The following is a 26,822-nucleotide window of genomic DNA, read 5'->3' as shown; positions in this document are numbered from 1 at the left end:
GCCGACGGCACCCACGAAGCACGATGCGTGCTCTCGGCGTGCCATTGGCAGGGTTCATCGGAGCTTCGGCCTGCGTCCACGTGCGGCCCGACGCCCCCGAGGTCGAGGTCGAGGGGGCGACCTCCGACGGCAGCACGTCGGCGGTGTCGAGCGCGTCCAGCAGCGACGACGACGCGGGCGTGCGTCTCGATCTCGGGACGACCGACGTCGGCTACGAAGGCGAGGGCTGTGCGGCGATCGACTTCGTGTTCGTGATCGACAACTCCAACTCGATGGAGCTCTACCAGGAGCGCCTCGCGGCCGCGGTGCCCGGGTTCCTCGCGGCACTCGCTGCGTTCGCGCCGACCGGCGACGCGCGCGTGATGGTGGTCGATACCGACGCCGAACGCCTGCGCTCGTACCCTTGCGTCGACGATGCCTGCTGCGCGTACGTCTGCGAGCACGGCAACCCTGCGGGCCCCTGCGATGGCCACGCCTGCCCCGGAGACCCACCGCCGTTCGCATGCGACGACGTGATGGGGGCTGGTCTGGTGAACGACGCCGACGGTGTGGCGTGTGGCGTCGCCCCCGGCACCCGTTGGCTCGAGGCCGATGCGCCCGACTTCGCGGAGGCCTTCACATGTCTGGCGATGATCGGCGCCAACTCCTACTGGCAGTGGCCGGCCGCCGCGATGACGCAGGCGATCTCGCCGGCGCTCACCGAGCCCGGTGGTTGCAACGAGGGCTTCCTGCGCGACGAGGCGCTCTTGGTCGTGGTGTGGCTCGGCGACGAGGACGAGCCGCTGCCCGGTGAGCATCCGTGGCCGAGTGCCGGTGGCCCGAGCGCATGGTACCAGGCGCTGCTCGACGCCAAGGGCGGCGATCCCCGGGGCGTATCGTTGCTCGCGATCGGCCCCGACCCGAGCCCCATGATCGGCGACGTGGTCACGTCGCTCGGCGCCAACGCTTTTCGCGGCTCCATCCACGGCGACTACGCGAAGGCGTTCGCGAATGCCATCGCGACCGTGGATGGCGCATGCGCGCGGTTCGTTCCGCCGGGGTGATCGTGCGGCGCGTCGACTCGCTGACCGTTGCGACCGAGGCCGCCGGTGCGATCGAGCGCACGCCGGTATCGGCGGGCGCGCTGCGCGTGTGGGTGCGCCGACGCCTCGGTGTATCCTCGACGTCGATGGCGGCGTCGCCCGAGCCCGACGATCTCTCGCTGCTGGCCGCGTGGCGCGGCGGCGACCGACCGGCGGGCAATGCCTTCGTGAACCGCCACTTCGCCACGGTGTACGCGTTCTTGCGCCGCCGCCTGCCCGACGACGCCGCGGCTGCGAAGGACCTCGCGCAGCGGACCTTCCTGGCCTGCCTCGAGGCCGGCGAGGCGTTCGCGCCCACGGGGAGCGTGCGGGTCTACCTGGTCGGCATCGCCCGCAACACGCTGTTGCGGTACTTCCGAGAGCGACGTCCGAGCGAGGCCGAAGCCACGCTCCCGGGCGCCGTGACCTCGCCGAGCCGTGCCTTCGTCCGCGCCGAGGAATCGGAGCTGGTGCGCGCGAGCATGGCGCAGCTGCCCGAGTCGCTGCGCACCACGCTCGAGCTGCACTACTGGGAGGAGCTGCCGGTCGCCGAGATCGCGGTCTTGCTCGAGGTCGCGCCCGGCACGGTGAAGTGGCGCCTGCACGAGGGGCGCAAGCAACTGCGCGCGCTCATCGAGCGCGCCGAGGTCGGCGTCGAGCTCAGGGCCGCGACGCTGCGGGGGCTCGCGTCGTGGGAGTGAGCGGCGGTGGCGGCTCGATCGATGCGGCGATCGGCTCGCCGAGCATCGACCCCTTCGAGCTCGAGCGCGCCCGCGTCGACGTCATCGCTGCGGTGTTCGACGAAGCCGAGCTACCGCCGCGCATCGGTCGCTACGTCGTGCTCGAGCAGGTCGGCAAGGGCAGCAGCGGCGTGGTGTACAAGTCGTACGATCCAGAGCTCGACCGGCGAGTCGCGATCAAGCTGCTGCGTGCGGGCAATCGTGGGCTCCCCGAGATCGACGACGAGCTGCTGCGCGAAGCCCGAGCGATCGCACGACTGAACCACCCCAACGTGGTCGCGGTGCACGATGTCGGTACCGTGCCACGCACGCGTGCGGATCCCGGCGGCCTCTTCGTGGTGATGGAGTTCGTCGACGGCGAGTCGCTCGCGCAGTGGTTGCAGCGCGGTGGCCATGGTTGGTCGGCGGTGCTCGACGCGCTGATGCCGGTGGGGGAGGCGTTGTCGGCCGCGCACGCCCTCGGGGTCGTCCACCGCGACGTGAAGCCGGCCAACGTGCTGCTGGGTCGGGACGGACGCGCGAAGCTGGCGGACTTCGGCCTCGCGCACGCGGTCGCGTCGACCGATGCGGCGCTGTCGCAATCGCAGCGCGGCGATCGCTTTCGTCACGCGGTGGTCGGCACGCCGGCGACGATGGCCCCAGAGCAGCACGGAGGTCGAGAGACCGACGCACGGACCGATCAGTACGGCTACTGCGCGACACTGTTCATGGCGCTGCATGGGCGGGCACCCTTCGCCGGCCGCGACCTCGAGGTGTTGCTGGCGGCCAAGCGCGCCCACGCGCCGCAGTACGCCGGCGCGCTACCGAGGTGGTTGGTCGCGGCGATCCATCGCGGTCTTTCGCCGGAGCCCGCGGGTCGCTTCGCGGACATGGCCGCACTGCTCGAGGCGCTGCGTCGTGGTCGCGGGCGCAAGCGACGATGGCTGGGCCGTGCCGCGGTCGCGACGAGTGCGGCCGCGGTGGTGGCCTTTGCCGTGCACGGTGCCGAGCCCAGCGCGGTCGAGCGCTGCGTGAGCGATGGTCAGCAACGCGCAGCGGCGGTGTGGAACGACGACGCGCGCGCATCGCTACGGGCGGGCTTGCTCGCCACCGGGGCGCCACAGGCCGAGCGCGCCGCGCTTCGTCTCGATGCCCAGCTGGTGACGGTCGCGGCCGACCACGCCGAGGTGCGTGCCGAGGTATGTGCATCGCTCGGCGTGGCCGACCCGCCCCCGGCCCAGGTCGTCGAACAGCTCGCGTGTCTCGACGGCACGCTGTCGGACATCGGCGAGTTGGTCACGCTCGCCGGTGATGCCGATGCCGACCTCGTGCGCGAGCTGAACCGCGTGCTGGGCGGCGTGACCAGCCCCCGCAGCTGCGTGCTGCGCCCGCACGTGGAGGTGCATGCCGACCCGGAGCTCGATGTGTTGCTCCGCCGCGCGCGTCTGCACGAGCGCGCGACCCACCTCGCGAGCGCAGAGCAGCTGGCCCGCACCGCGTTGGCGCTGGCGGAGCAGCGGCAGGCGACCGGCGCCGCGGCCCAGGCCCATGACGTCCTGTGCCACGTGATTGCGCAACGCGACGGTCGTGAGCCCGCGATCGCAGCCTGTGACGCGGCGCTGTTCACCGCGGAGTCTGCCGGCGATCACCTGCGTGCCGCGCTGGCGGCCAAGCAGCTGATGCACCTGTTGGCAGGGCGCGCCGAGGCCGAGCGCGTGTACGGGCTCGCGGCGGCCCACCTCGCCGCGCTGGTCGAGCGTCCACCGTGGCTGGAGATCGGCCTCATGACCGAGCTGGCCTGGATGCGCGAGCGCGAAGGTCGGCTGAGCGAGGCTGCGGCCATCGCCGACGAGGCCCTGACGGCGGCGATTGCCGAGCACGGCCCCGATGACATCGAGCTGGTCTCGATCCTGAACGGCGCCGGCAGTCTCGCGTTCCGCACCGGTCGTCTGTCCCGCGCCCAGGAGCTGTACCAGCGCGCGATCGACATCCAGGTGCGCGAGCGCGGCGACGACGATCCCGACGTGGCCGTGATGCTGCACAACCTGGGTGGCCTCGAGCTCGAGCGGGGCGAGCCGCACCGCGCGCGAGAGACCCTGACGCGTGCGTTGTCGATGCGCGTCGCGGCCTTCGGCGCGCGCTCGCCGAGGGTCACGATGACGCTCCTGCGGCTCGCCCGCGCGACCGTGCGAACCGGCGACGGCGTCGAGGCCGAGCTGCTGGCACGCACCGCCGTCGCCAACGCCGCTGCGCCGGATCACGGCGGCGCCGAGCTCCGCAGCGTGGCCGAGCGCACGCTGGCGTGGGTGCTCGCACAGACCGATCGCTGCGCGGAGGCGATCGCGGTGCTCGACGGCGTGGCATCGCCGCTCGAGCTCGACGACGAGCGGGGTGAAGAGCTGACGGTCCGCGGCGGCTGCCAGGCGCGACGGGGGGACCCGACCGCCGGGGCGACGCTCACGGCGGCGATGGCCGCGTTCGAGCGCTTCTATGGTGACGACGCCCGCGACGTGGTCGCGCCGGCGTTGCTGCTCGCGGCGTGGCACCGCGAGCGCCACGAGCTCGCGCAGGCCCGCGTGGTCGCGACGCGAGCGCTCGAGATCTGTCGCCGACGCGAGGGCAGCCCCGCCGAACAGCGCGAGGTCGAGGCGTTGGTCGCCGCGCTCGAGTGACGCCCAAGGTGGCGTGCGTCACGGCCCACGGCCCAACCGAGGCGACGCATGGCGGCACTCGGCAACCATGCAGCGACGCATGCGGTGGGCCTTCGTGATGATGGTGATGTCTGGCTGTGTCGACCCCGCGGTCGCCGACGGCACGGTCGGCTCCGGCATGGGCACCGGCGCCATCGAAGACGATGACGACGGCGGGCTCGCCGACGGCACCTCGACCGGCGGCCCCGTGGGCACTGGCGCCGACGGGCCGAGCTCGCTCGACGTCGCGAGCGACTCGGACGTCTCGGTGTGCCCGTGTGCCGCCGGCAACGACGGCATCTACCTGATGAGCGACAGCTCTCAGCTGTGGAGCTTCGACCCCGCGAGCGGTTCGTTCACGCAGCTCGGGGTCCTCGCTTGTGCGCCGCCCACGGGCTACTTCCAGTCGATGGCCGTGGATCGGCAGGGCATCGCGACGCTGGCCTACCAGGTCTTGGGTGGCGGCGGCGGCTGGGGGCCCTCGCTGCAGACCTTCCGGGTCGCGCTCGATGACCTCTCGGGCTGCGAGGAGGTCGAGCTGGCGCTGCCCGACGATCGCGTGCCGTACGGCATGGGCTACGTGGGTGGCGGGACGTCCGATGGTTGCGACGATCTCTTCGTGTTCGATCACGACGCCGGCATCGAGCCCAGCGCCGACGCCGGCGGTCGGATCGCGCGCATCGATCACGCGGGCGGCGAGTACGCGGTGGTCGGCACGCTGGCGTACGAGCAGGCGCAGGTGTCGGGCAGCGGTGCGGGGCGGCTGTATGCATTCGCCGGTGACAGCGGCTCGGCGCAGTTCCTCGAGCTCGCGGTCGCAGATGCGGCGGTGCTCGAGTCCCGCGAGCTGCCGGGCCACAACGGCCAGAACGGCCTGGCGTTCGCGTTCTGGGGCGGCGACGCGTGGTTGTTCTCCGACTCGGGCGTCGACGACGGCTCGATCGTCACACGCGTGGATCTCGACGGCGACGACGGCGGCGGCAGCTCGATCGCCGTCGCAGCCACGCCGGTGCGCATCCTCGGCGCGGGCGTCTCGACCTGTGCGCCCTACGTGCCGACGGGCTGACGCGTGACGCCCTTGCGCCCCCCTTGGGCCGTTTGCGAGGGTGCTGGTGGCCATGCGCCGCCGCCGCGACGGAGCGCGACGAAGCTTGCGTCATCTCACGCTGACACCGGTGGTCGAGCGAGCCGTTGTGGGGCCACACTCCGCCGACTTTCACGGTCCCCTCGTGGGTTGTGCCACGCGTTTGCGATCGTGATGATGGAAAGCGCCATGCTCGACCTCGCGAAGACCCGGAACATCGGCATCTCGGCCCACATCGACTCGGGCAAGACCACGCTCACCGAGCGAATCCTCTTTTACACCGGCAAGATCCACAAGATCGAAGAGGTCAAGGGCAAGTCCGGCGTCGGTGCCACGATGGACTCGATGGAGCTGGAGCGCGAGCGCGGCATCACCATCCAGTCGGCCGCGACGCACGTGACCTGGGCCGACCATCACGTCAACATCATCGACACACCCGGACACGTCGACTTCACGATCGAGGTCGAGCGCGCGCTGTCGGTGCTCGACGGCGCCATCCTGGTGCTGTGCGGCGTCGCGGGTGTGCAGTCGCAGTCGCTGACGGTCGATCGTCAGATGCGCCGCTACAACGTGCCGCGCCTGGCCTTCATCAACAAGATGGATCGCTCGGGTGCCGACGCCTACCGCGTGCACGAGGCGCTGCGCAGCAAGCTCAAGCTCAACGCCGTGATGATGACCCTGCCGATCGGCGCGGAGGATCTCTTCGAGGGCGTCATCGACCTGCTGACCCGCCAGGCCTACTACTTCGACGGCGCCAACGGTGAGACCGTGCGCGCGGCCCCGATCCCGGCCGGCTACGAGGACAAGGTCGAGGAGTGGCGCGCCAAGCTGTGCGAGGCGGTCGCCGAGTTCGACGACGCCCTCACCGAGAAGTTCCTCGAGGGCCAGGAGCTGACCGCCGAGGAGATGATGCCGGTCATCCGCAAGGCGACCATCGAGCTCAAGCTCGTGCCGACCTTCTGCGGCAGCGCCTACAAGAACAAGGGCGTGCAGACGATGCTCGACGGCGTCACGAGCTACCTGCCGGACCCCACCGAGGTGACCAACAAGGCCTTCGTCCGCGAGGGTGGCACCGAGAAGGAGGTCGTGCTCGAGACGGTCGACGAGAAGCCGCTGTGCTCACTCGCGTTCAAGCTCGAGGACGGTCGCTACGGCCAGCTGACGTACCTGCGCCTGTACCAGGGCAAGGTCTCGAAGGGCGACAGCATCTACAACACCCGCACCGGCCAGAAGAGCAAGGTCGGTCGTCTGGTGCGCATGCACGCCGACAAGATGGAGGACATCGACGGCGCGAGCGCGGGCGACATCGTCGCGCTGTTCGGCATCGACTGCGCCGCCGGTGACACCTTCACCGGCAGCGAGGTGCACTACTCGCTGCGCTCGATGTTCGTGCCCGATCCGGTCATCTTCTACGCGGTCAAGCCCAAGGACAACGCCATGCTGGCGAACTTCTCGAAGGCGCTGAACCGCTTCTCGAAGGAAGACCCGACCTTCAAGGTCCGCCGCGACGAGGAGTCGGGCGAGACCATCATCGCCGGCATGGGCGAGCTGCACCTCGACGTGTACATCGAGCGCATGCGTCGCGAGTACAAGGTCGACACCATCGTCGGCGAGCCGCAGGTCGCGTACCGCGAGACCATCCAGCGCGAGGTCCCGTACGAGTACACGCACCGCAAGCAGACCGGTGGCTCCGGTCAGTACGCGAAGATCGGCGGCGCGATGCGTCCGCTGGTCGACGCCCCTCCCGGCGAGCACTACCGCTTCCTCGACAAGATCGTCGGCGGCATCATCCCCCGCGAGTTCATCCCCTCGGTGGATCACGGCTTCCAGATCGCCAAGGACCGCGGCGTGCTCATCGGCTTCCCGGTGGTCGACATCGAGATGGAGCTCAACGACGGTGGCTTCCACGCCGTCGACTCGAGCGACATCGCGTTCCAAGTTGCGGCCCGCGCCGCCTTCAAGGAGGCGATGCGCAAGGCCGAGCCGGTCGTGCTCGAGCCGCTGATGCGCGTGGAGGTCGAGACCCCGGAGGACTTCCAGGGTGCGGTCCAGACCACGCTCATCCGTCGCCGCGGCATCATCGTCGGCTCCGACACCAAGGCCGGATCGAACGCGATCGAGGCCCACGTGCCGCTGTCGGAGATGTTCGGCTACTCGACCGAGCTCCGCTCCGCCACGCAGGGCAAGGCCGAGTACTCGATGGAGTTCGAGAAGTACGCGCCGGTGCCCCGCAACGTGCAGGAGGCGCTGGTGGAGAAGTACAAGGATCGCCCGAAGGGCTGATCTTGCGGGGCGCGGGTGGCCGCCGCCGTCAGTCGGCGGCGACCGCCTCGTCCAGTCCGAGCTCGACCGCGAAGCTCCGCGCCCAGCGGTCGTCGTCGTCGGTCGGCAGCTCGGTGTTCACCGAAGCCGTGGGCGTACCCTCGACGCGGGTGCGCAGGGCTGCGCGTGCCCGGGCCAGGCGGCTGCGCACGGTGTTGTCGGGCATCTCGAGCATGGCGGCGATCTGCGGTGTCGAGAGGTCCTCGAAGTAATAGAGCTCGATGAGGTTCTGCATCGCCAGCGGCAGGTGCCGCAGCGCGTCGAGCAGCGCGCGACGGTCGTCGCGCATGCGCAGCGCGGTCGAGGGCCGGGGCTCGAGATCGTGGGCGCTGACCAGCTCGAGCTCGCCGACGGCGTGCTGGTGACGTCGGCGGACGTGGGCCGCCAACAGGTTGCACGCGATGCCGAGCACGTAGCCGCGGACCTTGGTGTCCGGCGACAGCCGCGGGCGGGCCGTGATGAACGCCGACATGGTCTGCTGGGTCAGGTCGCCGACGTCGTCGTCCGCGACCCGCCGTGCGAAGAACCGGTGGACGCGGCCGTGCAGCGAGCGGCACACGGCGACCCACGCCGCGTGCTCACCCTCGCAGGCGCGGGTCCACAGCGCTTCGTCGCCCATGTTCCGCCATGCTACCACGGGGGCCGTTGCGCCCCCTCGGGTGCCGCGACGCGGCCGGGCTACCCCCGGTGCGGGCACTTCCGGATCATTCCGCCACCGTTCGACACTTCCAGTTGCGGCGAGACGTGATGCAGGACCCGGGGGATTCGCTCGAGCAGGCGCTGCGCGTGGTCGCCCTCGAGGTCGCGGACGAGGACATCGACGCGCGCCTGTCGTGGCGCACGTTCGCGACCACGGAGCTCGGCGAATCGCTGCCGCCGATCACCGTCGGTCGGTTCGAGGTGCTGCGCCGCATCGGTCATGGTGGCTTCGGCCGCGTGTACGAGGGTTGGGATCCCCGCCTGCGACGCCGGGTGGCGCTCAAGCTGCACGCGAGCGCCGAGCTCCCTGGCCGCGCGCGGGCCCGCTTCCTGCGCGAGGCCCAGACACTCGCGCGGATGTCACGGCCGGACATCGTCGAGGTCTTCGGCTTCGGCACCTGCGACGATGGCGTGTACTTCGCGATGGCGCTGCTCGACGGCACCACGCTGCGGGCGTGGCAGTCGCAGCCGCGAGCGTGGCGAGCGTGCGTCGAGCTCTACATCGGCGTCGCCGAGGCGCTGGCGGCCATGCACGACGCCGGGCTGGTCCACCGCGACGTGAAGCCGGACAACGTGATCGTGCGGGCCGATGGTCGCGTGTGCCTGATCGATTTCGGGCTCGCGGCCGCCGATCCCTCGCGGGCGGCGACCCAGCCCGGCAGCGGTGGCGGCCCGACCGGCACCGCGAGCGGCGGGACCGTTGGCTACGCCGCGCCGGAGCAGCTTGCCCACGGCGTCGGGGATGCGCGCAGCGACCAGTTCGCGCTGTGCGTGAGCCTGTTCGAAGGCCTCACGGGGCGCTGGCCGTTCGCCCCGGATCAGATCGCGCAGATGGCCCGCGGCGGTGCGGTGCGGCTGCGTGCTGCCGGGATCCCGCGGCCGCTGGGCCGCGTGCTCGCGCGCGGGCTGATGCCCGATCCCACGCGACGCTTTCCCAGTCTCCACGCGCTGGCCGACGCGCTGCGGGCGGTGTCGTCACGACGGCCGCGCGCGTTGATCTGGGGACCCGCGGTGGCGCTCGCAGGCCTGCTCCCGGCGGTGCTGTTGCCGGCTTCGCGGCCGTGCGGGAGCTCGGAGCTGGGCGACGAGTCCCTCGCGGATTTCGAGCAGGGACTCGTCGACCGTGGGGTGCCGGCGAGCGAGGCCGCCCGACGCCGCGCGGCGCTCGAGCGTCGCCGAGGCCGCATCGGCGAGCTGCAGCAACAAGCCTGCGACGGGCGCGACGGCGGCACGACCCAGGCCGACGCGGTGTTGGCGTGCCTGCGGCGCGCCGATCGGGCCGCCGTCGAGCTCACGCAGGTGCTCGCGACCCACGGGGTCGAGGGCTCGGGTGGTGCCGAGCTGCTGGGCTCGCTGCCGGATCCGCAGGCGTGCGTCGCGGCGAACGAGGCCAGTGACGACGAGGCGGTGCAGGCCCTGCTCGCCGCGCTCGATCGGGTCCGCGTGCAGCTGGCGGTCGGTGCAGTGCTCGATGCCCAAGCCGGCGCCGCGCAGGCGGTCAGCACCGCGCAGGCGCTGGCGCGGCCCGACCTGCGGCTGTCGGCGATGGGCCTGCAGGCCCGCGCGCTCGATCAGCTCGGCCGCGACGTCGAGGCCGGCGAGGTGCTGCGCACCGCCGTCGCACTCGCCCAGGTCCAGGCCGACGATCACGCGCAGGCCGAGCTGTGGACCCGCCTCGCACGACTCGAGAGCGTCGACCTCGATGACGCCGCGGCGGCCGAGCACGCGCTCGCGCAGGCCGAGGTCGTGGTCCGTCGGCTGGGCGACCCGGCGCCGCTGTCGATCGACCTGCGGTTGGCCGAGGCGAGCCTGCGCGAGATTGCCGGTGACGTCGAGGGCGTGACGCGAGCACTCGACCAGGCGCGCGCGCTGCTGACCGCCCAGGGCGGTGAGGACGATCTGCGCAGCATCGGCGTGACCACGAAGCTGGCGGGGTTGGCCGCGCAGCGTCGCGACTGGGAGCGCGCCGACACGCTGTACCGCGAGGCGCGGGCGCGGTTGCTGGTGCGCGAGGGCCCGGGCAGCGCCAACGTGCTCGCGGTGTCGTTCGACCTCGCGCTCGATGCCTTCGAGCAGGGGCGCTTCGACGACGCCGCCATCGCGTTCGCCGAGCTGCTCGCGACGCAGCGCGAGAGCTTCGGCGACGACTCCGTGGTGCTCGCCCCGACGCTGGTGATGCTGGCGCAGATCCACCTGCAGCAGGGCGACCTGATCGGCGCGCAAGCGGCCGGCGAGCGCGCCTGGCGACTGCAACGCGACGGCCTGCCGCCGGGACACGCGGAGCGCGGCAGTGCGCTCGCGGTGCTGTCGCGGGTGCACGCGACCTCGGGCGATACGGCGGCGTTCCTCGACGTCAACCTGCGGCTGCTGGCCGATCTCGACGCCATCGGCGACACCCGCGATGCGCGGCCGCTGTCGCGCAACATCGGCTGGGCGCTGTGCGAGCTACGGCGCTGCGCCGGCGCGGCGCCGTACTTCGAGCGCCTGCGGCGACTCGCCACCGAGGACACCGATCGCGTCGCCGCGCTCCACGGCCTGGCCCGCGTGGCATGGGCGAGCGGCGACGCGAACGCGGCGCGAGAGGGCTTCGAGGCCGCACTCGCCATCGCCGAGGCCGACCTCGCCGCCGCCGAGCCGCGTGAACTCGCCGACCTGCGGCTGCACTACGCCCAGCTGCTCACCGAGATTGCACCCGGGTCATCGCGGATTCGCACCCTCGCCCGCGATGCGGCGACGCTGTATCGGCAGATCGGAACCGCGTCGGCCGATGCCGAGCGGGCGCTGGCGCTGGCAAATTCACAATAGTGCATCGATCGACGGATCGATTCGCTCCGCCGCAACACAAATGCGTCCGGAGGATCCGAGAGATGGGCACGACCTTGAAGTGGAGTGATGGTGCTACGACGAGCGCAGGGAATGCGCTGACGCTGATCGTCGACACCGGTGGTCTGTGGCACGACACGGCCGGTGCGTCGAGACACCTGATTTCGTTGGATGCGAGCATGAACCTCGGCGAGGCGCTGGCGTTGACGCTGGAGCGGGCCAGCAGCGCGGTGCCGAACCTGCGTTACGCCCTCGATGGTGCCGGCTGGAGCGGGACCACGCTGGCGGGTGGCAACTATCGATTGACCTTACCAACGCCCGCGAGCCCGACGACGCATTCGGTGACGGCGGTTCCACCGACGCCGCCGGCGCCCGCCGACCTCACCATCACGGTGCGGCGACAGGGCGTGGGGCTGATGGCGGCCGCGCCTGTCGCCGATCTGCACGATCCGGCCGAGTAGTCGGTCGAGTGCTCAGCGCTTGTTGAGTGCCGGTCGCGGATAGGCCGGTGGCTTGGGGTGGCTATCACCGAACGAGCGGAACTCGGCGTCCTCGACGAGCATCGCCGGCGCCACCACGGAGGACAGCGTCGCAAATGCGCTGACCTCGGGTGGCGCCTCGTCGGCGGAGAACGGCATGCCGCCGAGCACGGTCTGGTGCACCACCGCGGTCGCACGGCCGACCGCGGCGAGCTTGCGCAGCTCGCTGGGCTCGAGCCCGCGCATGAATCCGACCCGCACCAGCTCGCGCTTGCCATCCTTGCCCACGCGGTACGCCACCGTGGTGCCGCGGCCCATCGCGACGTCGGTCACGACGATGCCGAACTCGAGCCCACGCTTGGTGGCCAGTGTTCGCAGCTGCTTCTGCAACGCGGCGTCACTCAGGCCGCGCTTGGCCTCGATCACGAGGTTGCTCGGCGACGGCCGCAGGTCCATCGCGTACGGCCCACTGCGGGCGTGGCCGTTGCTCTGCTTGAGCTTCTTGCCGGGCGTGCGGCCGGTCAGCAGCGCGGTCAGCTTGCCGTCCTCGACCAATGCCACGCGCTGCGCGGGCGTGCCCTCGTCGTCGGCGGCATAGCCCCCGAGCAGCGCGTGGCCGCCGTGGGTCGAGATGCCCGGGTCGTCGAACATCGTGACCCCACGCGGCAGCACCAGCTGGCCCAGCTTGGCCTCGGTGTCGGAGCCCCAGCGACCGCCCGCCGTCATCTCCTGCGCGACGATCATGCCCATGAGCTCGGCGACCGCGGTGGCCTCGATCAGCACCGGGCCCTGGTAGTCGCGCACCATCGGCGCCTTGCGCAGGGCCGCGAGCTCGCGCGCGAGGCCCTGCGCGTCGGCGACGTAGCGCGCGGCGTCGTCGAAGTCTCGCAGACGTCCGACGCGGGTGACCGTGCGACCGATGCGATCGCCGTCGTCGGCCTGTGCGATCGCCTGGATCGACAGCACCGCGAAGCGCGTGTCCTCGATCGAGGCGTCGCCATCGGTGGCGACGTAGCGCCGCCTGGCGTCGTGGACCCACACGGTGACCTCGCATGCGTCGACGAAGTCGTGCTCGCGGAACACCGCCGAGACCTCGTTGGCGAGCGCCTCGAGCTTGCGTTGCTCGGGCGCGCTGGCGACCTCGGTGTGGACGGTGACGATCGGCGTGGTGCGGGCCGAGAACGACGCGGGGCGGTCGGCGTCGACCGTGCGCTGGGTCTGCTCGGTCTGGGCCTCCTTGAAGCCGGTCGCCGCCATCTTGTAGGCGCCGTCGGTGAAGCGCCACAGCGCGTGGCGGAGCGCGTCGTAGTCGTCCTCGATGGTGACCAAGGGCGGCTGCGCCATCATCGGGAGCCCGACGGCGTCGAGCTCGTAGCCGCCGACGCGCACACGCGGCGCGACCACACGGCCGAGGTTGGTCTCCGACTTCAGCAGCGCGCCGAAGCTGGATTGCACGACCACGTCGTGGACGTCGACGGCGTGGTACGAGGCCCAGTACGGCGCCGGCGAGTCGGGCAGCTTCATCGCGCTGGTGCGCGCGAGCTCGTCCTTCATGGCCTTCATCACGATGTCGCCCTCGAGATCGGGGGCGGTGGCGGCGGGGGCCAGCGCGAGGGCGGGGGCCAGCGCGAGGGCGGCGGACAGCAGCGTGGCGATCATCGGGCACCTCCGGGGCGGGTCTCGAACGCGGGTGGGGCGAGCAGCGGCGGGCGGTCCTGGGCCGCGGGGGCGCGGGCGACCTCGATCTGCCCGAGCAGCAGTGCGGGGCTGGCGGCCGAGACCGGCACGAAGCCGGACTCGGCGCCGCAGTAGCCATTGAAGACTTCGTAGCGATCGCCGGCGGCGACGATCTTCGAGAGCGACGACAGCGGCGTGCCCTCCAGCGTCACGCCGCGGACCAGCTCCTCGCGACCGTCGGGGTAGACCTTGAACACGACCACGGGCGTGACCTGGAACGCCTGCGCGGCCCAGCGGCTGGTGTTGGTCACGCCGCCGTTGATCTCCACGAAGCGCAGGCCGTACGGGCGCTTCTGCTCGACCACCAGCTCGCGCAGGCGAGCGTCGAGCGCGGCGTGGTCGAGCCCCTCGGACGGCGCGACCACGAGGTTGCCCTGTCGTGCGACGACATCGGAGCCGGCTTGCGCGCGCCCGTGGCCGTTGGAGCGGCGAAACTCCTTCGTCGGCGTGCGCGAGAGCAGGAAGCCCACCAGCTTGCCGTCGTCGACCAGGGTCGCGCGTGTCGCCGGCACGCCCTCGTCGTCGTGGCGGTAGTGGCCGTTCAGGAACACGTCGTCGAGTCGCAGCACCGTCGGGTCGTCGTAGACGTCGATGAAGCTCGGCATCACCGCGGTCCCGACCTTGTCGGCGAAGGTCTGGCCCTCGGACTCGTCCTCCTGGCGATGGCCCTCGACGCGATGGCCGAAGACCTCGTGGAAGTAGACCGCGGCCGCGCGACCCTCGAGCACCGCCGGCCCCACGTAGGGCTCGGCGACCGGCGCCTCGCGCAGCGCCGCGAGGGTCTTGGCGAGGGTCTCGACCCGTCCCAGCAGCTCCTCTTGGCTCGGCATCGACGCGAAGTCGCCGACGTCGACGATGTCGGCGTGGGCGAGGTCCATGCCGTCGTCGGCCTTGGCGGTTGCGCTCAGGATCAGTCGCACGTGGGCGCGGCCGCTCTGCTGCCGGCTGCCCTCGTTGCTCACGAAGTAGCGGTTGTCGGCGCTCGCCACCAGCCGCACCTCGCTCTCGATGATGTGACGGTGGCTACTGAACGCCTTCGACAGCGCGCGCACGCGCTGCTCCCACGCCTTGGTGTCGACCGTGAGCGCGGCGGGCTGCTCGAGCACCTCGACCGCCGGCTCCTTCGCGAAATCGGGCGACTTGTCGTCCGACTTCGCGGCCAGCTGCTTCTGCGCCTTTGCGTGCTCGTAGCCGGACACCGCCTGCTTGTAGGCAGCATCGGTGCTCATCCACAGCACGGTCGCGATGGCCCCGGGGTCGTCGTCGATCGGCAGGCGTTGTCCCCACAGCTGGGCGCTGCGGCTGCCGACCATGCCCGGCACGCTGCGGTGATCCCAGTGATGGTTGTCGAACTCGTGGTCGCCCACGCGCATCGCGACGTCGAGCACGCGCGCGCGGTCGCGGGTCGAGAGCTCGAGCGCGCCACGGCTCGCGACGATCTCGACGGTGTCGGCCTCGTTGATGCGGTAGTCGAAGTAGTAGGGCTTGGCGCTGCCGTCCTTGCCGAGCGCCGCGCTGGCACGCTCGACCTCCGCGGTCATCGCTTGCAGCAGCGGCGTCGCCGGTGCGGTCGCGACCTTGGTCTCGTGCACGAGCCGCGCGGCGACCTCGTGGGTCGGTGAAGCGGTGGTGCCCGCGGGCGAGCGGGTGCCGTGCGTCTTGCCCGCGGCCGCGGTGCAGGAGCACAGCAGCAGCAGTGCGAGGCGTCGATGGTGGGTCATGGTCGAGGATCCCCTTGCAGTGGTCGGCACGTCGGAACGTCTGGGAGTGTCGGCCGGCGCAAACGTTCCCGCTGTGCGCGAGCTTCCTTGTTCTCAAAGGTTGTCGGCGGCGCGCGGCGGTTCACCGCCCCGGCGAAGCCACCCTGGGCGGGTCGGCGATGGCTCCAACTCGCACCGGGTGCCGGCGCGGTCGATCGCGCGCGGGCGACGGGCTCACCAGCCCACGTGGCTCTGGAGCTCTTCGACCAGACGGTCGGCCATGTCCTGGTGGGTCGCGACGTTGGGGTGGCCGTCGCAGCCCGAGCCCTCCCAGGTGACGTTGATGTTGGCCCAGTCGATCTGCGTGTCGCCGGCGGCGGCCCGCGCATCGACGACGTCCTGCAGGTAGCCATCGACCATGGTGGCTTCGGCGCCGAACAACGACGGCGACAACAACAGGATGTACGCGTCGGGGTTGACCTCGCGCAGGTGGGCGGCGAAGTCGACATACGCGTTGACGTACTGGTCGTGGGAGGGATCGTTGCCGGTGCTGAAGTCGTTGGTGCCGAGGTTCACCAGCACGACGTCGGGCTGGGTGCTGAAGTCCCACTGGTTCTGCTCGGTCGCGAGCGCGCGATCGTAGAGCTCGGGCATCGGCTCGAAGGTGTCGTCGCCGTAGTTGTAGATGATGCCCTTGCCCGACCACGCCACGGTGCTGAGCTCGGCGCCGACCGCCCGCGCCGCGACCGCGCCGTAGGTGAGGTAGTGGTTCTCGGTCTCGGCGCTGAACGAGCAGGGCGCCACGCCTTCGTCGCCGTAGCCGCAGGTGATCGAGTCGCCGATGATCTCGATGCGACGGGACACCGGTGGTGGCGACAGCAGCTCGCCCTCGAGATCGACCGAGACGATGGCGGTGGTGCCGAAGCTACCCTCGGTGCGGCGGTACAGCTCGATCACGTGCTCGCCGGCCGGCAGCCCGCTGGCCAGCACGTAGTCCTGCTCGCCGCCTTGCGTGTCGAAGCGGGGCTGTACCGTGCCGTCGACCACGAGGGTCCAGTAGTGCGCCGCGTCGTCCATGCGCACGCTCGCACCGGTGCCATCGAAGCGCACCACGAAGCCGGTGCCCGACCAACCCATGCGGGTGCGCGTGGGATCCGAGGTGTCGATGCGGCCGACCCATTGGATCGCGGGCTCGGCATCACCGGTGGTCGACGAGCCGCCATCGCTGCTGCTGTCGCCGACGCTGGTGCCGACCGTGGTGCCGGCGGTGGTACCAGGTCCGGTCGTGCTCGCCGAGGTCGAGGTGTTGGTGGTCGCGTCGCTGGTGGTCGTCGCCGATGCGCCGGTCGAGCCGGTCGAGCCGGTGCCGTCGCCGCCATCGTCGTTGGCCTCCTTGCCGCACGCCAGCCCGAGCACGCACAGCCACGGCAGCCACGCCGATCTCGATCGCGCGCGGCCTCGCGCGGGTGCGCCGGTGGTCGGGGTGGGTGCACACGCGGAGGGGATCGTGGTCGTGGTCATGGCAGTTCGAGCTCTCGGACGAGGTAAGTGCCGCGCGACGCGGGTGCCGGCCGGGGAGGGTCGACGCCGACGAGCCTACCGCCCCGCGCGGCCGGGCGCCCGGTCGTTCGAGGTGGCGCGGGCCCGCGCGTGTGCGTGGTCGGTACATTGACCGCACCACGTGGCAGCAGCGATACTGGGCAATCGTGAGCGTCGACGATCGCACCACCGCCGCGCAGGGCAATTCCTCGGAGGGCGCAGCGGCCCCGGCCGCCGCCGTGACGTGGTGGGGACGGCGACGGGTGCTCGGCGTGCTCGCGGCGGGCACGGCGGTGCTGGCAGCCGGTAGCGTGATGCTGACGACACGGCGATCGAGCGCGCGTGGCAGCTGGCCGGCGCTCGACCCGGGTGAGCGCATCGGTGCGGTGACGGTGATCGCCGTGCATCCGCCGCAGTTCGGCGCGGTGCCGATCGTGCTCGCGACCGCCGAGGGCACGCGCTTCCAGGTCGACGTGCTCGCCCGCGACCCCGACGCTCCGGGGGGCATCGCCGACACCGCGCACTACAGCCTCTTCCTCGCCAACCATGGCGATGGCAGCACCAGCACCGACGAGGCCCAGGGGCTCGGCGTGATGGCGCTGGCCGAGCGGTTGCGTGCGCTCGAGCAGGGGCCCGGCCCGCAGCTGCTGACCCTGCGCGAGCGCGGCGAGTCGCACGGTGGGGCCGCGCTCGGTGTGCCGTTGTCGTGACGCGGGCGTGGGTCCGCGTCGCGGCGACGTGTGACAACCGCTGCCGCTTCTGCGCGCAGGCCGACGCGCCGGATCCAACGATCGCGGCGGATCCCGCGGTCGCGCTGGGCTCCTTGCGGGCCGCGGGCCACACGTCGGTGGGCTTCGTCGGCGGCGAGCCACTGGCGGCGCCCGACGGCCCGGCGGCGCTCGAACAGTGGGTCGCTGCGGCGCGCGAGTGCGGCTTCGAGGCGATCGGCGTGCAGACCCACGGGCGCGCGAGCGCGATGCGATGGTCGGCGCTCGTCGACGCCGGCGTGTCCGACGTGCAGCTCTCGCTGCACGGCGCGCGCGTCGACGTGCACGACTACCACACCGACGTCGACGGCAGCTTCGTGGCTGCGGTGGCGACCGCCGAGTTGCTGCGTCGGCGCGGGGTGACCGTGGTCGTGCGCACGGTGCTGACGCGCTCGAACTTCCGGGTGCTGGCCGAGCTGCCGGCCATGCTCGCGCGGCTGGGCGTCGCTGCGTGGCGCATCACGGTGCCACACGCGACGGGGCGCGCCCGCACCGGCTTCGATCACGTGGTGCCGCGGCTGGGGCTCGCGCTGCCGTTTGCCCTGCACGCCCTGGATCGTGCGCGGCGGGCCGGCGTGGGCGCGGCGATCGAGGGCGCGCCGGCGTGTCTGTTGGGCCCGATGGCGGCATGGTCGGTGTTGCCCGGCGACACCGAGCCCCGCGTGCACGCCCCGGTCTGCGCCGACTGTGCCGCGCGGTCGCGCTGCGTCGGCGTCGATGCCCACTACCTGGCGCGCTTCGGCGGCGACGAGCTGCGCGGGCGCGACGAGTTCGCTCCGCAGCCCGCGATGCCCGTCGCCCATGCCGAGATGTTCGGCGGCGTGGGGGCGCAGTCGGTGGCCGCGGACGCGCCGATGGCACGTCCGTCCAAGCGACTGCCGATCGCGGGCAAGGCCGTGCCCGGCCGCGAGGAGACCCGCACGAAGGCGGCGCCCGACGCCGCGCAGGGCCTGTTCGCCGCGCTGTTCGACGACGCCGATCGCGAGTGATCGCGCGTCACTTCGCGCGCACGCGGTTGTTCTTGGGGTTGTGCTCGAGCTCGACCAGTCCGAGCGCTTCGAGCAGCGGTGGCAGGTACATGCCGACGCGGCCGCGGTAGCCCTTCTTCTGGCCGTACCAACCGCCGACCGGGTTGCTCGGCGCACGGCCCCACGCCTCGACGGTGTCGTCGGCGGGCTGCTTGCTTTCGTCGGCGGCGCCGAGCGCCATCCAGTCGCCGCGCGCCTTCAGCATCGCGTGCAGGTCGTCGACGATGCGCGCGAGGTAGGTCAGCTTGGTGGTGCCGACCTGGCACACCAGCAGCGGCGGGTCGACGGCATCGTCGCGGTGGATGGTGTACTCGGAGCTGCCGGGCGGCGTCTTCAGCCGCCACGGATCGTCCTTGGTGCCCTTGGCCGATCGCGGTTTCGCCATGCTCCCTGGGGAGTAGCCGGTCGCGGCCGCGGCGATCTTGTACGAATGCGACAGCGGTACTAGCCACGTCGACGCACGCGCTCGAGCCGGCGCAGCAGGTCCGCGCTCGTCGCCCGCAGCGCGCCGGCCGGGATCTCGCGGCCCGCCGGGGTCGCGTGCCCGTAGTAGATGGCGTACGCGTCCGACTGGAAGGGCGGGTTCTCGGGCCGCGTGCCGAGCGGCACCACGGCGTACACGAAGCGCAGCTCGTCGCGCTGCATGGTGACGTCGAGGCCACCGTCGGGGGTCGCCGCGATCGCAGCGACGCTCCAGCCGGCGATGCGATCGCCGACGACGAGGCCGTCGAGTATGTGGGTATCGACCGGCACGGTCGCGATCGCGGCCGGCGCGGGCGGCTCGCGCGGGGGCGCGATGGCGATGAGCACGATCGCCGCGATGGCGATCGCGGCCGCCGGCGCGGCGTCGCGCAGCACTCGGCTCACGGGGCACCTCGCGGCCGCAGCTCGGCGACGCGCACGCGACCGCTGGCCGACAGCGTCACCAGGGCGTCGTCCCAGATCGCCGCCGGCATCACCAGCGACAACCGCGGGTCGTCGACCAGCAGCAGCACCGCGTCGCTGGGCAACAGCTCGGGCGCGAGCGCGTCGGGGAACACCGGCGTGCCGTAGAAGTCCCGCGCGATCGCGGCGAGCAGGCGTTGGCGCTGGCCGTTGTCGGGGTTGGTCAGCGCCACCAGCTCGTGCAGCTGATCGGCCTGCACGATGTAGTGGACCTCGCCGTGGCGGCCCGCCAGCGTCGCGGACAGCAGCGGTGCGTTGGTGTAGAGCGGACGGCCCGCCAGCCGCGGATCTTCGCGGAGGCGCGCGAGCAACTCGGCGATCTCCGGCGACTCGTGGTCGCGTCGCAGCCGCGCGCCGTCGGCAAAGCCCAGCGGGCCGACGATCACGAGCAGCGTGACGATCGCGATGCCGACGCGCACGAAGCCCGCGCGTGCAGTTGCCAGCGCGGTCGCGGCCACGGCGGTCGCGACCAACCCGCCGAGCGGCTGCCCGGCCATCGCCGCCGCCCAGCCCAGCGCGAGCGCCCCCGCCAGCGCGAGCGTCTCGACCACGCGAGTGGCCACGCGCGGCGGCTCGGGCCAGGCTTGCAGGTTCGACGAGAGCGCGAGCGCGAGCGCGGGCAAGACCCCGAGCAGGTAGCGGGGCGAGAGATCGAAGTTGAACACGCGCCAGCGCGGCAGCGCCAGCAATACGCCGAGCTCGAAGGCCGCGAACGACCACCACAGCCACTGCTCGCGCGCGATGCGGCCGCGTCGCAGCGGGATCGCGAGCATCCATGCCGGCGTCAAGGCGAGCAGCGTGGCGCCGATGCTCGCGGCGTCGACCCGGCCGTCGTGGTGCGCCCAGTAGGGATTGTCGGCCATCGGCTCGGTGAGCGCGGGCGGGTAGTGCACCAGCCACAGCACGTCGCGGTGCTCGAGCGCGCCGAGCAGCGCGTAGACGACGACGAACGCGATCGCGCCCAGCCACGCGCGGCCACCGTGGCGCGTGCCGCTGGCGACCAGCAGCAGGGCCGACAGCGGTGCCAGCTCGGCGCGCACCCATGGCAGCGCGGCCAGCAGGGCCCCCGCGAGCGCCCCGCGGCGGGTGCAGACCAGCAGCCACGTCGCCACGCACGCCAGCGCCACGCCGTCGCTGTTCGAGACGCCCGCCACCGCGGCCGCCGCGAACAACGGCGACGCGGCCAGCACCAACGTCGCGATCGCGGGGCGTCCGTGACCCAGTCGCGCCGCGATCGCGGCGATGCACGGCAGCGCGGCCGCGGCCACCAACACGTGCAGCAGCGCGAACGCGTGCCAGCCGAGCGCCGCCGCGGGCGCGTACAACAGCGAGATCGGTGGCCGCGACTTCTGCAGGAACAGCGCCGCGCGGGGCTCGAGCCACGCCAGCTTCGCGAAGTGATAGGTGAGCAGGCCCTCGTCATGGACGAAGCGCCCGCGCGCGACCTCGATGACCGCCAGCACCACGAACGCGACCGTGATCGCGACCACCGGCGTCCACGGGTGGCGCAGCGCCGCGATCGCTCGCGTGGATGTCATCGCTGCTCCCGCGCCCACGCGATGTTGCGGCGCAGGCCCTCGTCGAGCGCGACCCGGGGCTGCCAGCCCAGCGCGTGGGCCCGGCCGGCATCGCAGCGCAGCCGCGCGACCTCGGCCGCGCGCGCCGCAACGTGGACCACCTTCGAGCGTGACTCGCAGGCCGCGACCACACGGCGGGCGAGCTCGGCGATGCTCGTGGTGCGACCACTGCCGAAGTTGATCGCCTGGCCGACCGCGTCGGTGTGCGTCGCGGCCAGCACGAAGGCCTCGACCATGTCGTCTACGTAGGTGAAGTCGCGGCTCTGGGTGCCGTCGCCGAAGATCTGCAGCGGCTCGTCCGCGAGCGCGCGCGCGATGAACTTGGGGATCACGTCGTAGGTGTGTCGCGGGCCGTAGCAGTTGAAGGGACGCACGATCACCAACGGCAGCCCCCAGGTTCGGTGCCACGCCGAGGCCATGCGGTCGGCCGCGAGCTTCGAGGCGGCGTACGGCGAGGTCGGCTCGAGCGGGTGCTGCTCGTCGATCGCATCGCGCTGGGCGGTGCCGTAGATCTCGCTCGACGAGGTCACGATGGTGCGCTCGAGCGCGTCGCAGGTGCGTGCCAGCTGCAGCACGTTCATGGTGCCGCCGAGGTTGGTCCGCAGCACCTCGTGGGGCTGCGTGAACGAGCGCTCGACATAGGCCTCGGCCGCGAGGTGGAACAGCCACTGGGGGCGGGCCTCGGCCATGCGCGCGACCGCATCGGCGGACGCGATGTCGATCGCGATCACTCGCTCGAGGCGCGATCGAACCGGCTCGAGGTTGCGCAGGCGCAGCTCGCTGGTGCCGACGGTCGAGCTCGCCCGCACCACCGCGGTCACGCGGTGCCCGTCCGCCAGCAGGCGCTCGACCAGGTGCGAGCCGATGAAGCCATCGGCACCCGTCACCAGCACGCGTCGCGGTGTCTCGCTGGTGCTCGTGCTCATGCCCAAGGCCACGCCAAAGCCACTGCTCGCGGGGGCAAGGTACCACGGCTGCCGGCCGGCGGTATCATGCGAGGCAGCCCTTGTCGTCGACTCCGCCGCCCCTCGCGAGCCCCGGCGTGCGTGCGCGCGCGAAGCTGGTGACTGCGCTCGCGCAGACCTGGTGGCGGCGTCCCGCCGGACCCACGCGCGTGGTGTTGGATCTGACGCGCCGCTGCAACCTGCGCTGCGCGATGTGCCACACCTGGTCGCAGCCGGTCGCGCACGAGCTGACGCCGGCCGAGATCGGTGCGTTCCTGCGGCAGTGCCCCGAGCTGGTCTGGCTCGATCTCACCGGTGGCGAGCCGTTCTTGCGCAGTGACATCGGCGCCGTGTTCGATGCGGTCGTCACCCACGCGCGCGCGCTGCTGGTGCTGCACTTCCAGAGCAACGGATGGTTCACCGCCCGCGTGCTGGACGAGAGCTCGCGGCTGCGCGAGCGCCTGCGCGCGCGCGGTGGCGATGCGGTCGAGCTGATCGTCACGATCAGCGTCGATGGCCCGGCGGCGCTGCACGATCGCATCCGCGGCCGCCCGGGATCGTTCGCGCGCGCGGTCGCGACCGCCGACGGCCTGCGCGCCCGCGGCATCGACGTCCACGTCGGCACCACCCTCACCCGCCACAACGCCGGCGAGCTGGAAGCCACCTGGGCCGCGCTGCGCGAGGCGCTGCCGTGGCTCGAGCGGCGGCGGTGGCACCTGAACGCGATGCAGCTGTCGCAGCACTTCTACGGCAATGCCGCGCTCGCCGAGCTGCGGGTGCCGGTTGCCGCGGCGCTGCGCCGCCACGCGATCGCTCGCGGGGTGCCGCACTCGCTCACCGAGCTGATGGAGTCGCTCTACGTGGTCAACCTCGCGGCGATCGAGCGTGGCGAGCCCGCCGGCATCCGCTGCCAGGCGCTGCGCAGCACGGTGTTCGTGTCGCCCGAGGGCGAGCTGTTGCCGTGCCACATCTACGATCGCCCGCTGGGCAACGTGCGCGAGCACGATCTGCGGGCGCTGTGGCGCAGCGAGCATGTGCGACGCGTCCGCGCCGACATCGATCGGCTCGCCTGCGGCGGCTGCTTCTCGGCCTGCGAGGCCTACCCGGCGCTGGCCGGCGCGCCGCTGGCGACGCTGCGCCGCACGGTGCCGCGCACGCTCGCGTTGCTGCGCGGGGACGGCGATGGCTGACGGCGACCAGCATCCACACGCGCGTCCCGATCGCGACGCGATGGTGCGCTTCTTGATCGACGACGCGGTGGTCGACGAGCACGGGCGCGTGCGGGCGTGGGTCGGCGGTCACGTGTATCCCGAGGCCGGTGGCCTGTGGTTGTCGTGGGCCGCCGGCGAGCCGCTGGCCCACGCGCGCGCGCCGGCGGTCGCGCGCTGGCTGTGTGCGTGCATCGACGACGACGCGGTCGGGCGCGATGGCATCGCGTACGCCTTCGACCTCGCGGTCGTGCTGGCCGGGCTGTCGCGCTGGGCTCGGGCGCGCGACGACGCGCCGCACGCGAGTTGGTGCCGCGGCGCCGAGCGGCTGCAGTGGGCCGTCGAGGGCGTGCGCGCGTGTTGGCCGGCCACGCAGCCGCAGCGCTGGAGTCGTCGCTTTGGCGGCCACCTGCGCAAGCTCGCCGTGCTGCGCCACGTCGTGCCCGCGCTGTGGTCGACGATCGCCGCGCCGCTCGTGGCCCGCGTCGGCGATCGCGAACCGCTGCCCTTCGGCGTCGCCGACGGCGAGGGCCCGGCGTACCTGCATGCGATCGCGTACGGGCTCGAGGGGCAGTGGGCGCACGGCGGCACCGCTGGCCTCGTGCCGGCGGCGGAGCAGCTGGCCGCACTGCAGCGCGACGACGGCGGCTTGCCGGCGTGGTGGTCGGCTGCGGCCGGTGCCCACGGCCCCGCGCGCACCGACGTGACCGCGCAGGCGATCCGGCTGTGGTGCGCGATCGATCGTGATCGCTTCGATGGCGCGATCGACCGCGGGCTGCGCTTCCTCGCCGCGCGCACCGTCGACGGCGCGGTGCACTACGACGACGCCAGTCGCCACCGCAACGTGTGGTGCACCCTGTTCGCCCTGCAGGCGCTCGACTTCGCCGCCGATCGTGCGCGCGTCGAGGCGCTGCTGTGAGCGCGCCCGCCTGCAGCATCGTGATTCCGGCGCGCAACGAGGCCGGCAGCATTGCGGCCGTGGTGGCGGCGTGCGATCGGCTCGCGCTCGGCGAGGTCATCGTGGTCGACGACGGCTCGACCGACGGCACCGGCGCGCTCGCGGCCGCCGCTGGGGCCCGGGTGCTGCGCTGCACGGGCGGGGGCGGCAAGGGCCTCGCGCTGCGTCGCGGCGCGGCGATCGCTTCGGGCGACGTGCTGGTGTTCCTCGACGGCGATGGCCAGGACCCGCCCGAGCACATCCCTGCGTTGCTCCGGGCGATCGATGGCGGCGCCGATCTGGCCATCGGCTCGCGCTTCCTCGGCCGCTTCGAACCGGGTGCAATCACGGCGCTCGATCGCGTGGGCAACCGCGCGCTCTCGTGGGTCTTCGATCGACTCTACGGCGTGGCGCTCACCGACACGCAGGCGGGCTTTCGCGCCATCCGTCGGCGCTTGTTCGAGCGGCTGCCGCTGGCGGCGCGCCGCTACGACATCGAGACCGAGGTGCTCTCGCGTGCGCTGCAGGCCGGCGCCCGCGTGGCCGAGGTGCCGGTCTCGCGTCGGGCCCGTACCCACGGCAACACCGGCCTGCAGCGGATCCGCGATGGCGCGCGAATCCTCGGCTGCATGGTGGCGCTACGCAGGGATGGCCCCGCCCGCACACGGCCGTGAGCTCGCCTTTGCGTGCGGCGACACGCTATGCTGACCGCCCGTGCGCACCGTTCGCGTGCTCACCAACGAGACCTGCAACCATCGCTGCAGCTTCTGCGACACCCGGCGGCCGCACGAGCGCGCGTCGGTGGCGGGTGCGGCCGCGCTGACGGCCGCGTTGACGCAGGCGCGGGTGTTCGCGGAGGTCGTGTTGACCGGCGGTGAGCCGAGCCTCCGCGGCGACCTGCCGGCCATCGTCGCTGCCGCCGGGCGCAGCGGCGCGAAGGTGGTGCTCGAGACCAACGGCGTCGGCATCGACGACGCCCGCGCGTACGCGCTCGCGAACGCAGGGCTGGCGATCGCACGGCTGCACGTGCCTGCGATCGAGCGACATGCGGCCGTCACCGGCGATGCCGAGGGGCTGGGTCGGCTTCGCACGGCGGCGTCGGCTCTGCAGCGGGCCGGCGTCGTGGTCGAGGCGGCCGTACCGATCGCGGCCCCGACGTTGCCGGAGCTCGGCGGCCTGGCGCAGGCGATCCGCACCCAGCTGCCGGCCGTCACGCGGCTGTGGGCCCGCGTGGTGATGCGATCGCCCGACGACGGCGCGGTCGCCGAGGCGCCCGACGCAATCGCGGGGCTCGAGGCCCTCGCCGAGGACGCGCGTCGGGCCGCAATGCCGCTGCAGCTCGACCCTTCGGGGTTCCTGCCGCCGTGCCTGCTGCGACGGCCCGATCGGCTCGCGCACGCCTATGCGCTCGGCCCCGGTCAACCCGCACGCGACCACGAACGTCGCATCGCCGCCTGTGCGAGCTGTGCGATCGCCGATCGTTGCGTCGGCGTGCCGGCGCCCTGGCGAAGCCACGCCGAGCAGCACGCGCGCCCGATCGCGGACGAACGCCTGCGCCGCAGGTTGTCGCAGGTGGAGTCGGTCGAGCGACAGATTGCGCGCGAACTCGTGACCGACGAGCTGTGGCGCCGCAGCGATGGCCGCACCGTCGCCGCTCGCATCGTGCGGATTGGCTTCGCGTGCAATCAGGCCTGCGCGTTCTGCTTCGTGTCGACGCACCTGCCGGCCGCGCCACGCGACGCGGTCGCCGCGGCGATCGACGACATCGCTGGCCGCGGCGGCGTGCTGGTGCTCTCCGGTGGCGAGCCCACGCTCGACCCCGGCCTGCTCGACTGGGTGCGGCGCGGCAAGGCCGGCGGTGCCCTCGAGGTCGAGCTGCAGAGCAACGCCACCCGCATCGATGACGCGCTCGCGCAAGCGCTCGTCGATGCGGGCCTCGACAGCGCGTTCATCTCGCTGCACGGCGCGAGCGCGGACACCAGCGACGCCGTCACGGTCGCGCCCGGCACCTTCGCGGCCACCTGCGCCGGGCTCGACGCGCTGGCGCGGCTGCACGATCGGCTGCGACTGCGCATCAACTTCGTGGTCTGTCGCCGCAACCACCACGAGTTCCCGGCCTTCGTCGCGCTGGTGCACGCGCGCTGGCCCCACGCGGCGATCACGGTCTCGTTCGTGGCGCCGTCGACCGACCTCGTGCCACGAACGCCGGCGATGGTCCCGCGCTACGCCGAGATCATGCCGGCGCTGCGCGAGGGCCTCGACCGCGCGCGTGCGCTCGGCCTCGAGGTCGGTGGCTTCGACTCCATGTGCGGCATCCCGCTGTGCCTGCTGCCACCCGGCGAGCTCGCTCGCTACCCCGACGGCGGTCGCGGGCTCGCCGAGTTGCCCGCCGGCATCGATGGCGGCGAGTTCGTGAAGCCCGACGCGTGCCGTCGTTGTGTGCTAGAACGCCGCTGCTTTGGTCTGCGGCGCGGCTACGCCGAGCTGCACGGCACCGACGAGCTGGTGCCGATCGACGCCGATGCATGACGGCCGCCGAAGCTCCGACGCCCGAAACGGTCCC

General features: G+C 72.4%; 21 protein-coding genes. 13 read left to right on the top strand and 8 right to left on the bottom strand.

Going from position 1 to position 26,822, the window contains the following annotated elements; all coding sequences use genetic code 11:
* Nucleotides 1–23 precede the first annotated feature (23 nt).
* From IPH07_28880 to IPH07_28860, 5 genes are all read left to right on the top strand, one after another.
* Nucleotides 24–1,043 (top strand): hypothetical protein, encoded by a 1,020-nt coding sequence (locus IPH07_28880; protein ID MBK6921448.1) that lies wholly within the window; start codon nt 24–26, stop codon nt 1,041–1,043.
* Nucleotides 1,016–1,762, top strand: a complete 747-nt coding sequence (locus IPH07_28875) for a sigma-70 family RNA polymerase sigma factor (protein ID MBK6921447.1) — start codon at nt 1,016–1,018, stop codon at nt 1,760–1,762. Before IPH07_28880 ends, IPH07_28875 begins: the two co-directional genes overlap by 28 nt.
* On the top strand, nt 1,753–4,452 hold the full coding sequence (locus IPH07_28870; GenBank protein MBK6921446.1) for a serine/threonine protein kinase: 2,700 nt from the start codon (nt 1,753–1,755) through the stop codon (nt 4,450–4,452). Before IPH07_28875 ends, IPH07_28870 begins: the two co-directional genes overlap by 10 nt.
* A 67-nt stretch (nt 4,453–4,519) precedes the next feature.
* Entirely contained in the window at nt 4,520–5,536 is a 1,017-nt protein-coding gene (locus IPH07_28865; GenBank protein ID MBK6921445.1) for a hypothetical protein, read from the top strand.
* 195 nt (nt 5,537–5,731) lie between these two features.
* On the top strand, nt 5,732–7,837 hold the full coding sequence (locus IPH07_28860) for an elongation factor G (GenBank protein ID MBK6921444.1): 2,106 nt from the start codon (nt 5,732–5,734) through the stop codon (nt 7,835–7,837).
* A gap of 28 nt (nt 7,838–7,865) precedes the next feature.
* Here IPH07_28860 and IPH07_28855 read toward each other — a convergent pair whose 3' ends face one another.
* Nucleotides 7,866–8,495 carry a sigma-70 family RNA polymerase sigma factor gene (locus IPH07_28855; GenBank protein MBK6921443.1) on the bottom strand — a complete coding sequence of 210 codons (630 nt, stop codon included), beginning with the start codon at nt 8,493–8,495 and terminating at the stop codon, nt 7,866–7,868.
* A 125-nt stretch (nt 8,496–8,620) separates the two neighbouring features.
* Here IPH07_28855 and IPH07_28850 point away from each other — a divergent pair, with 125 nt between their 5' ends.
* Nucleotides 8,621–11,380 (top strand): serine/threonine protein kinase, encoded by a 2,760-nt coding sequence (locus IPH07_28850; protein ID MBK6921442.1) that lies wholly within the window; start codon nt 8,621–8,623, stop codon nt 11,378–11,380.
* Nucleotides 11,381–11,442: 62 nt separating this feature from the next.
* Nucleotides 11,443–11,859, top strand: a complete 417-nt coding sequence (locus IPH07_28845) for a hypothetical protein (protein ID MBK6921441.1) — start codon at nt 11,443–11,445, stop codon at nt 11,857–11,859.
* Nucleotides 11,860–11,871: 12 nt separating this feature from the next.
* Here IPH07_28845 and IPH07_28840 read toward each other — a convergent pair whose 3' ends face one another.
* The 3 genes from IPH07_28840 to IPH07_28830 all read right to left on the bottom strand — a co-directional run bounded on the left by IPH07_28840 (nt 11,872) and on the right by IPH07_28830 (nt 16,835).
* Complete coding sequence (locus IPH07_28840) at nt 11,872–13,536, bottom strand: hypothetical protein (GenBank protein MBK6921440.1); 1,665 nt, start codon at nt 13,534–13,536, stop codon at nt 11,872–11,874.
* Entirely contained in the window at nt 13,533–15,335 is a 1,803-nt protein-coding gene (locus IPH07_28835; GenBank protein ID MBK6921439.1) for a peptidase U62, read from the bottom strand. The genes IPH07_28840 and IPH07_28835 overlap by 4 nt, the downstream gene beginning before the upstream one ends.
* A 213-nt stretch (nt 15,336–15,548) precedes the next feature.
* Entirely contained in the window at nt 15,549–16,835 is a 1,287-nt protein-coding gene (locus IPH07_28830; protein ID MBK6921438.1) for an acetyl xylan esterase, read from the bottom strand.
* 185 nt (nt 16,836–17,020) lie between these two features.
* Here IPH07_28830 and IPH07_28825 point away from each other — a divergent pair, with 185 nt between their 5' ends.
* A complete protein-coding gene (locus IPH07_28825) occupies nt 17,021–17,563 on the top strand; it encodes a hypothetical protein (GenBank protein MBK6921437.1) in 543 nt (180 codons plus the stop codon).
* Nucleotides 17,560–18,609 (top strand): radical SAM protein, encoded by a 1,050-nt coding sequence (locus IPH07_28820; protein MBK6921436.1) that lies wholly within the window; start codon nt 17,560–17,562, stop codon nt 18,607–18,609. Before IPH07_28825 ends, IPH07_28820 begins: the two co-directional genes overlap by 4 nt.
* Before the next feature lie 7 nt (nt 18,610–18,616).
* On the opposite strand, the gene IPH07_28815 is transcribed toward IPH07_28820, so the two are convergent.
* From IPH07_28815 to IPH07_28800, 4 genes are read right to left on the bottom strand one after another with little or no spacing between them, the layout of a single operon-like run.
* On the bottom strand, nt 18,617–19,033 hold the full coding sequence (locus IPH07_28815; protein ID MBK6921435.1) for a hypothetical protein: 417 nt from the start codon (nt 19,031–19,033) through the stop codon (nt 18,617–18,619).
* Between the two features lie 59 nt (nt 19,034–19,092).
* Nucleotides 19,093–19,515 carry a hypothetical protein gene (locus IPH07_28810; GenBank protein ID MBK6921434.1) on the bottom strand — a complete coding sequence of 141 codons (423 nt, stop codon included), beginning with the start codon at nt 19,513–19,515 and terminating at the stop codon, nt 19,093–19,095.
* Entirely contained in the window at nt 19,512–21,131 is a 1,620-nt protein-coding gene (locus IPH07_28805) for a hypothetical protein (protein MBK6921433.1), read from the bottom strand. Before IPH07_28805 ends, IPH07_28810 begins: the two co-directional genes overlap by 4 nt.
* Nucleotides 21,128–22,096, bottom strand: coding sequence for a GDP-mannose 4,6-dehydratase (locus tag IPH07_28800; protein MBK6921432.1), 969 nt, complete (start codon nt 22,094–22,096; stop codon nt 21,128–21,130). The genes IPH07_28805 and IPH07_28800 overlap by 4 nt, the downstream gene beginning before the upstream one ends.
* Nucleotides 22,097–22,176: 80 nt before the next feature.
* Here IPH07_28800 and IPH07_28795 point away from each other — a divergent pair, with 80 nt between their 5' ends.
* The 4 genes from IPH07_28795 to IPH07_28780 are packed head-to-tail and all read left to right on the top strand — an operon-like array spanning nt 22,177 to nt 26,788.
* Nucleotides 22,177–23,304 carry a radical SAM protein gene (locus tag IPH07_28795; GenBank protein ID MBK6921431.1) on the top strand — a complete coding sequence of 376 codons (1,128 nt, stop codon included), beginning with the start codon at nt 22,177–22,179 and terminating at the stop codon, nt 23,302–23,304.
* Entirely contained in the window at nt 23,297–24,241 is a 945-nt protein-coding gene (locus IPH07_28790; GenBank protein ID MBK6921430.1) for a hypothetical protein, read from the top strand. The genes IPH07_28795 and IPH07_28790 overlap by 8 nt, the downstream gene beginning before the upstream one ends.
* Nucleotides 24,238–24,933, top strand: coding sequence for a glycosyltransferase family 2 protein (locus IPH07_28785; protein MBK6921429.1), 696 nt, complete (start codon nt 24,238–24,240; stop codon nt 24,931–24,933). The genes IPH07_28790 and IPH07_28785 overlap by 4 nt, the downstream gene beginning before the upstream one ends.
* Nucleotides 24,934–24,973: 40 nt before the next feature.
* Nucleotides 24,974–26,788 (top strand): radical SAM protein, encoded by a 1,815-nt coding sequence (locus tag IPH07_28780; GenBank protein MBK6921428.1) that lies wholly within the window; start codon nt 24,974–24,976, stop codon nt 26,786–26,788.
* The last annotated feature ends 34 nt before the right edge of the window (nt 26,789–26,822 follow it).

Source organism: Deltaproteobacteria bacterium (assembly GCA_016709225.1).
In the GTDB taxonomy this organism is placed as follows: domain Bacteria; phylum Myxococcota_A; class Polyangia; order Nannocystales; family Nannocystaceae; genus Xiheibacterium; species Xiheibacterium phototrophicum.
The sequence above is the reverse complement of the archived record's forward strand: the minus strand, read 5'-3'. Positions and strand labels throughout refer to the sequence as shown.

Bases quoted from the DNA above. Each gene is read 5' to 3' on its own strand.
- IPH07_28865 (MBK6921445.1), top strand. From the start codon at position 4,520: ATGCAGCGACGCATGCGGTGGGCCTTCGTGATGATGGTGATGTCTGGC.
- IPH07_28805 (MBK6921433.1), bottom strand. From the start codon at position 21,131: ATGACATCCACGCGAGCGATCGCGGCGCTGCGCCACCCGTGGACGCCG.
- IPH07_28830 (MBK6921438.1), bottom strand. From the start codon at position 16,835: ATGACCACGACCACGATCCCCTCCGCGTGTGCACCCACCCCGACCACC.
- IPH07_28855 (MBK6921443.1), bottom strand. From the start codon at position 8,495: ATGGGCGACGAAGCGCTGTGGACCCGCGCCTGCGAGGGTGAGCACGCG.
- IPH07_28835 (MBK6921439.1), bottom strand. From the start codon at position 15,335: ATGACCCACCATCGACGCCTCGCACTGCTGCTGCTGTGCTCCTGCACC.
- IPH07_28790 (MBK6921430.1), top strand. From the start codon at position 23,297: ATGGCTGACGGCGACCAGCATCCACACGCGCGTCCCGATCGCGACGCG.
- IPH07_28845 (MBK6921441.1), top strand. From the start codon at position 11,443: ATGGGCACGACCTTGAAGTGGAGTGATGGTGCTACGACGAGCGCAGGG.
- IPH07_28875 (MBK6921447.1), top strand. From the start codon at position 1,016: ATGCGCGCGGTTCGTTCCGCCGGGGTGATCGTGCGGCGCGTCGACTCG.
- IPH07_28800 (MBK6921432.1), bottom strand. From the start codon at position 22,096: ATGAGCACGAGCACCAGCGAGACACCGCGACGCGTGCTGGTGACGGGT.
- IPH07_28840 (MBK6921440.1), bottom strand. From the start codon at position 13,536: ATGATCGCCACGCTGCTGTCCGCCGCCCTCGCGCTGGCCCCCGCCCTC.
- IPH07_28880 (MBK6921448.1), top strand. From the start codon at position 24: ATGCGTGCTCTCGGCGTGCCATTGGCAGGGTTCATCGGAGCTTCGGCC.
- IPH07_28860 (MBK6921444.1), top strand. From the start codon at position 5,732: ATGGAAAGCGCCATGCTCGACCTCGCGAAGACCCGGAACATCGGCATC.
- IPH07_28815 (MBK6921435.1), bottom strand. From the start codon at position 19,033: ATGGCGAAACCGCGATCGGCCAAGGGCACCAAGGACGATCCGTGGCGG.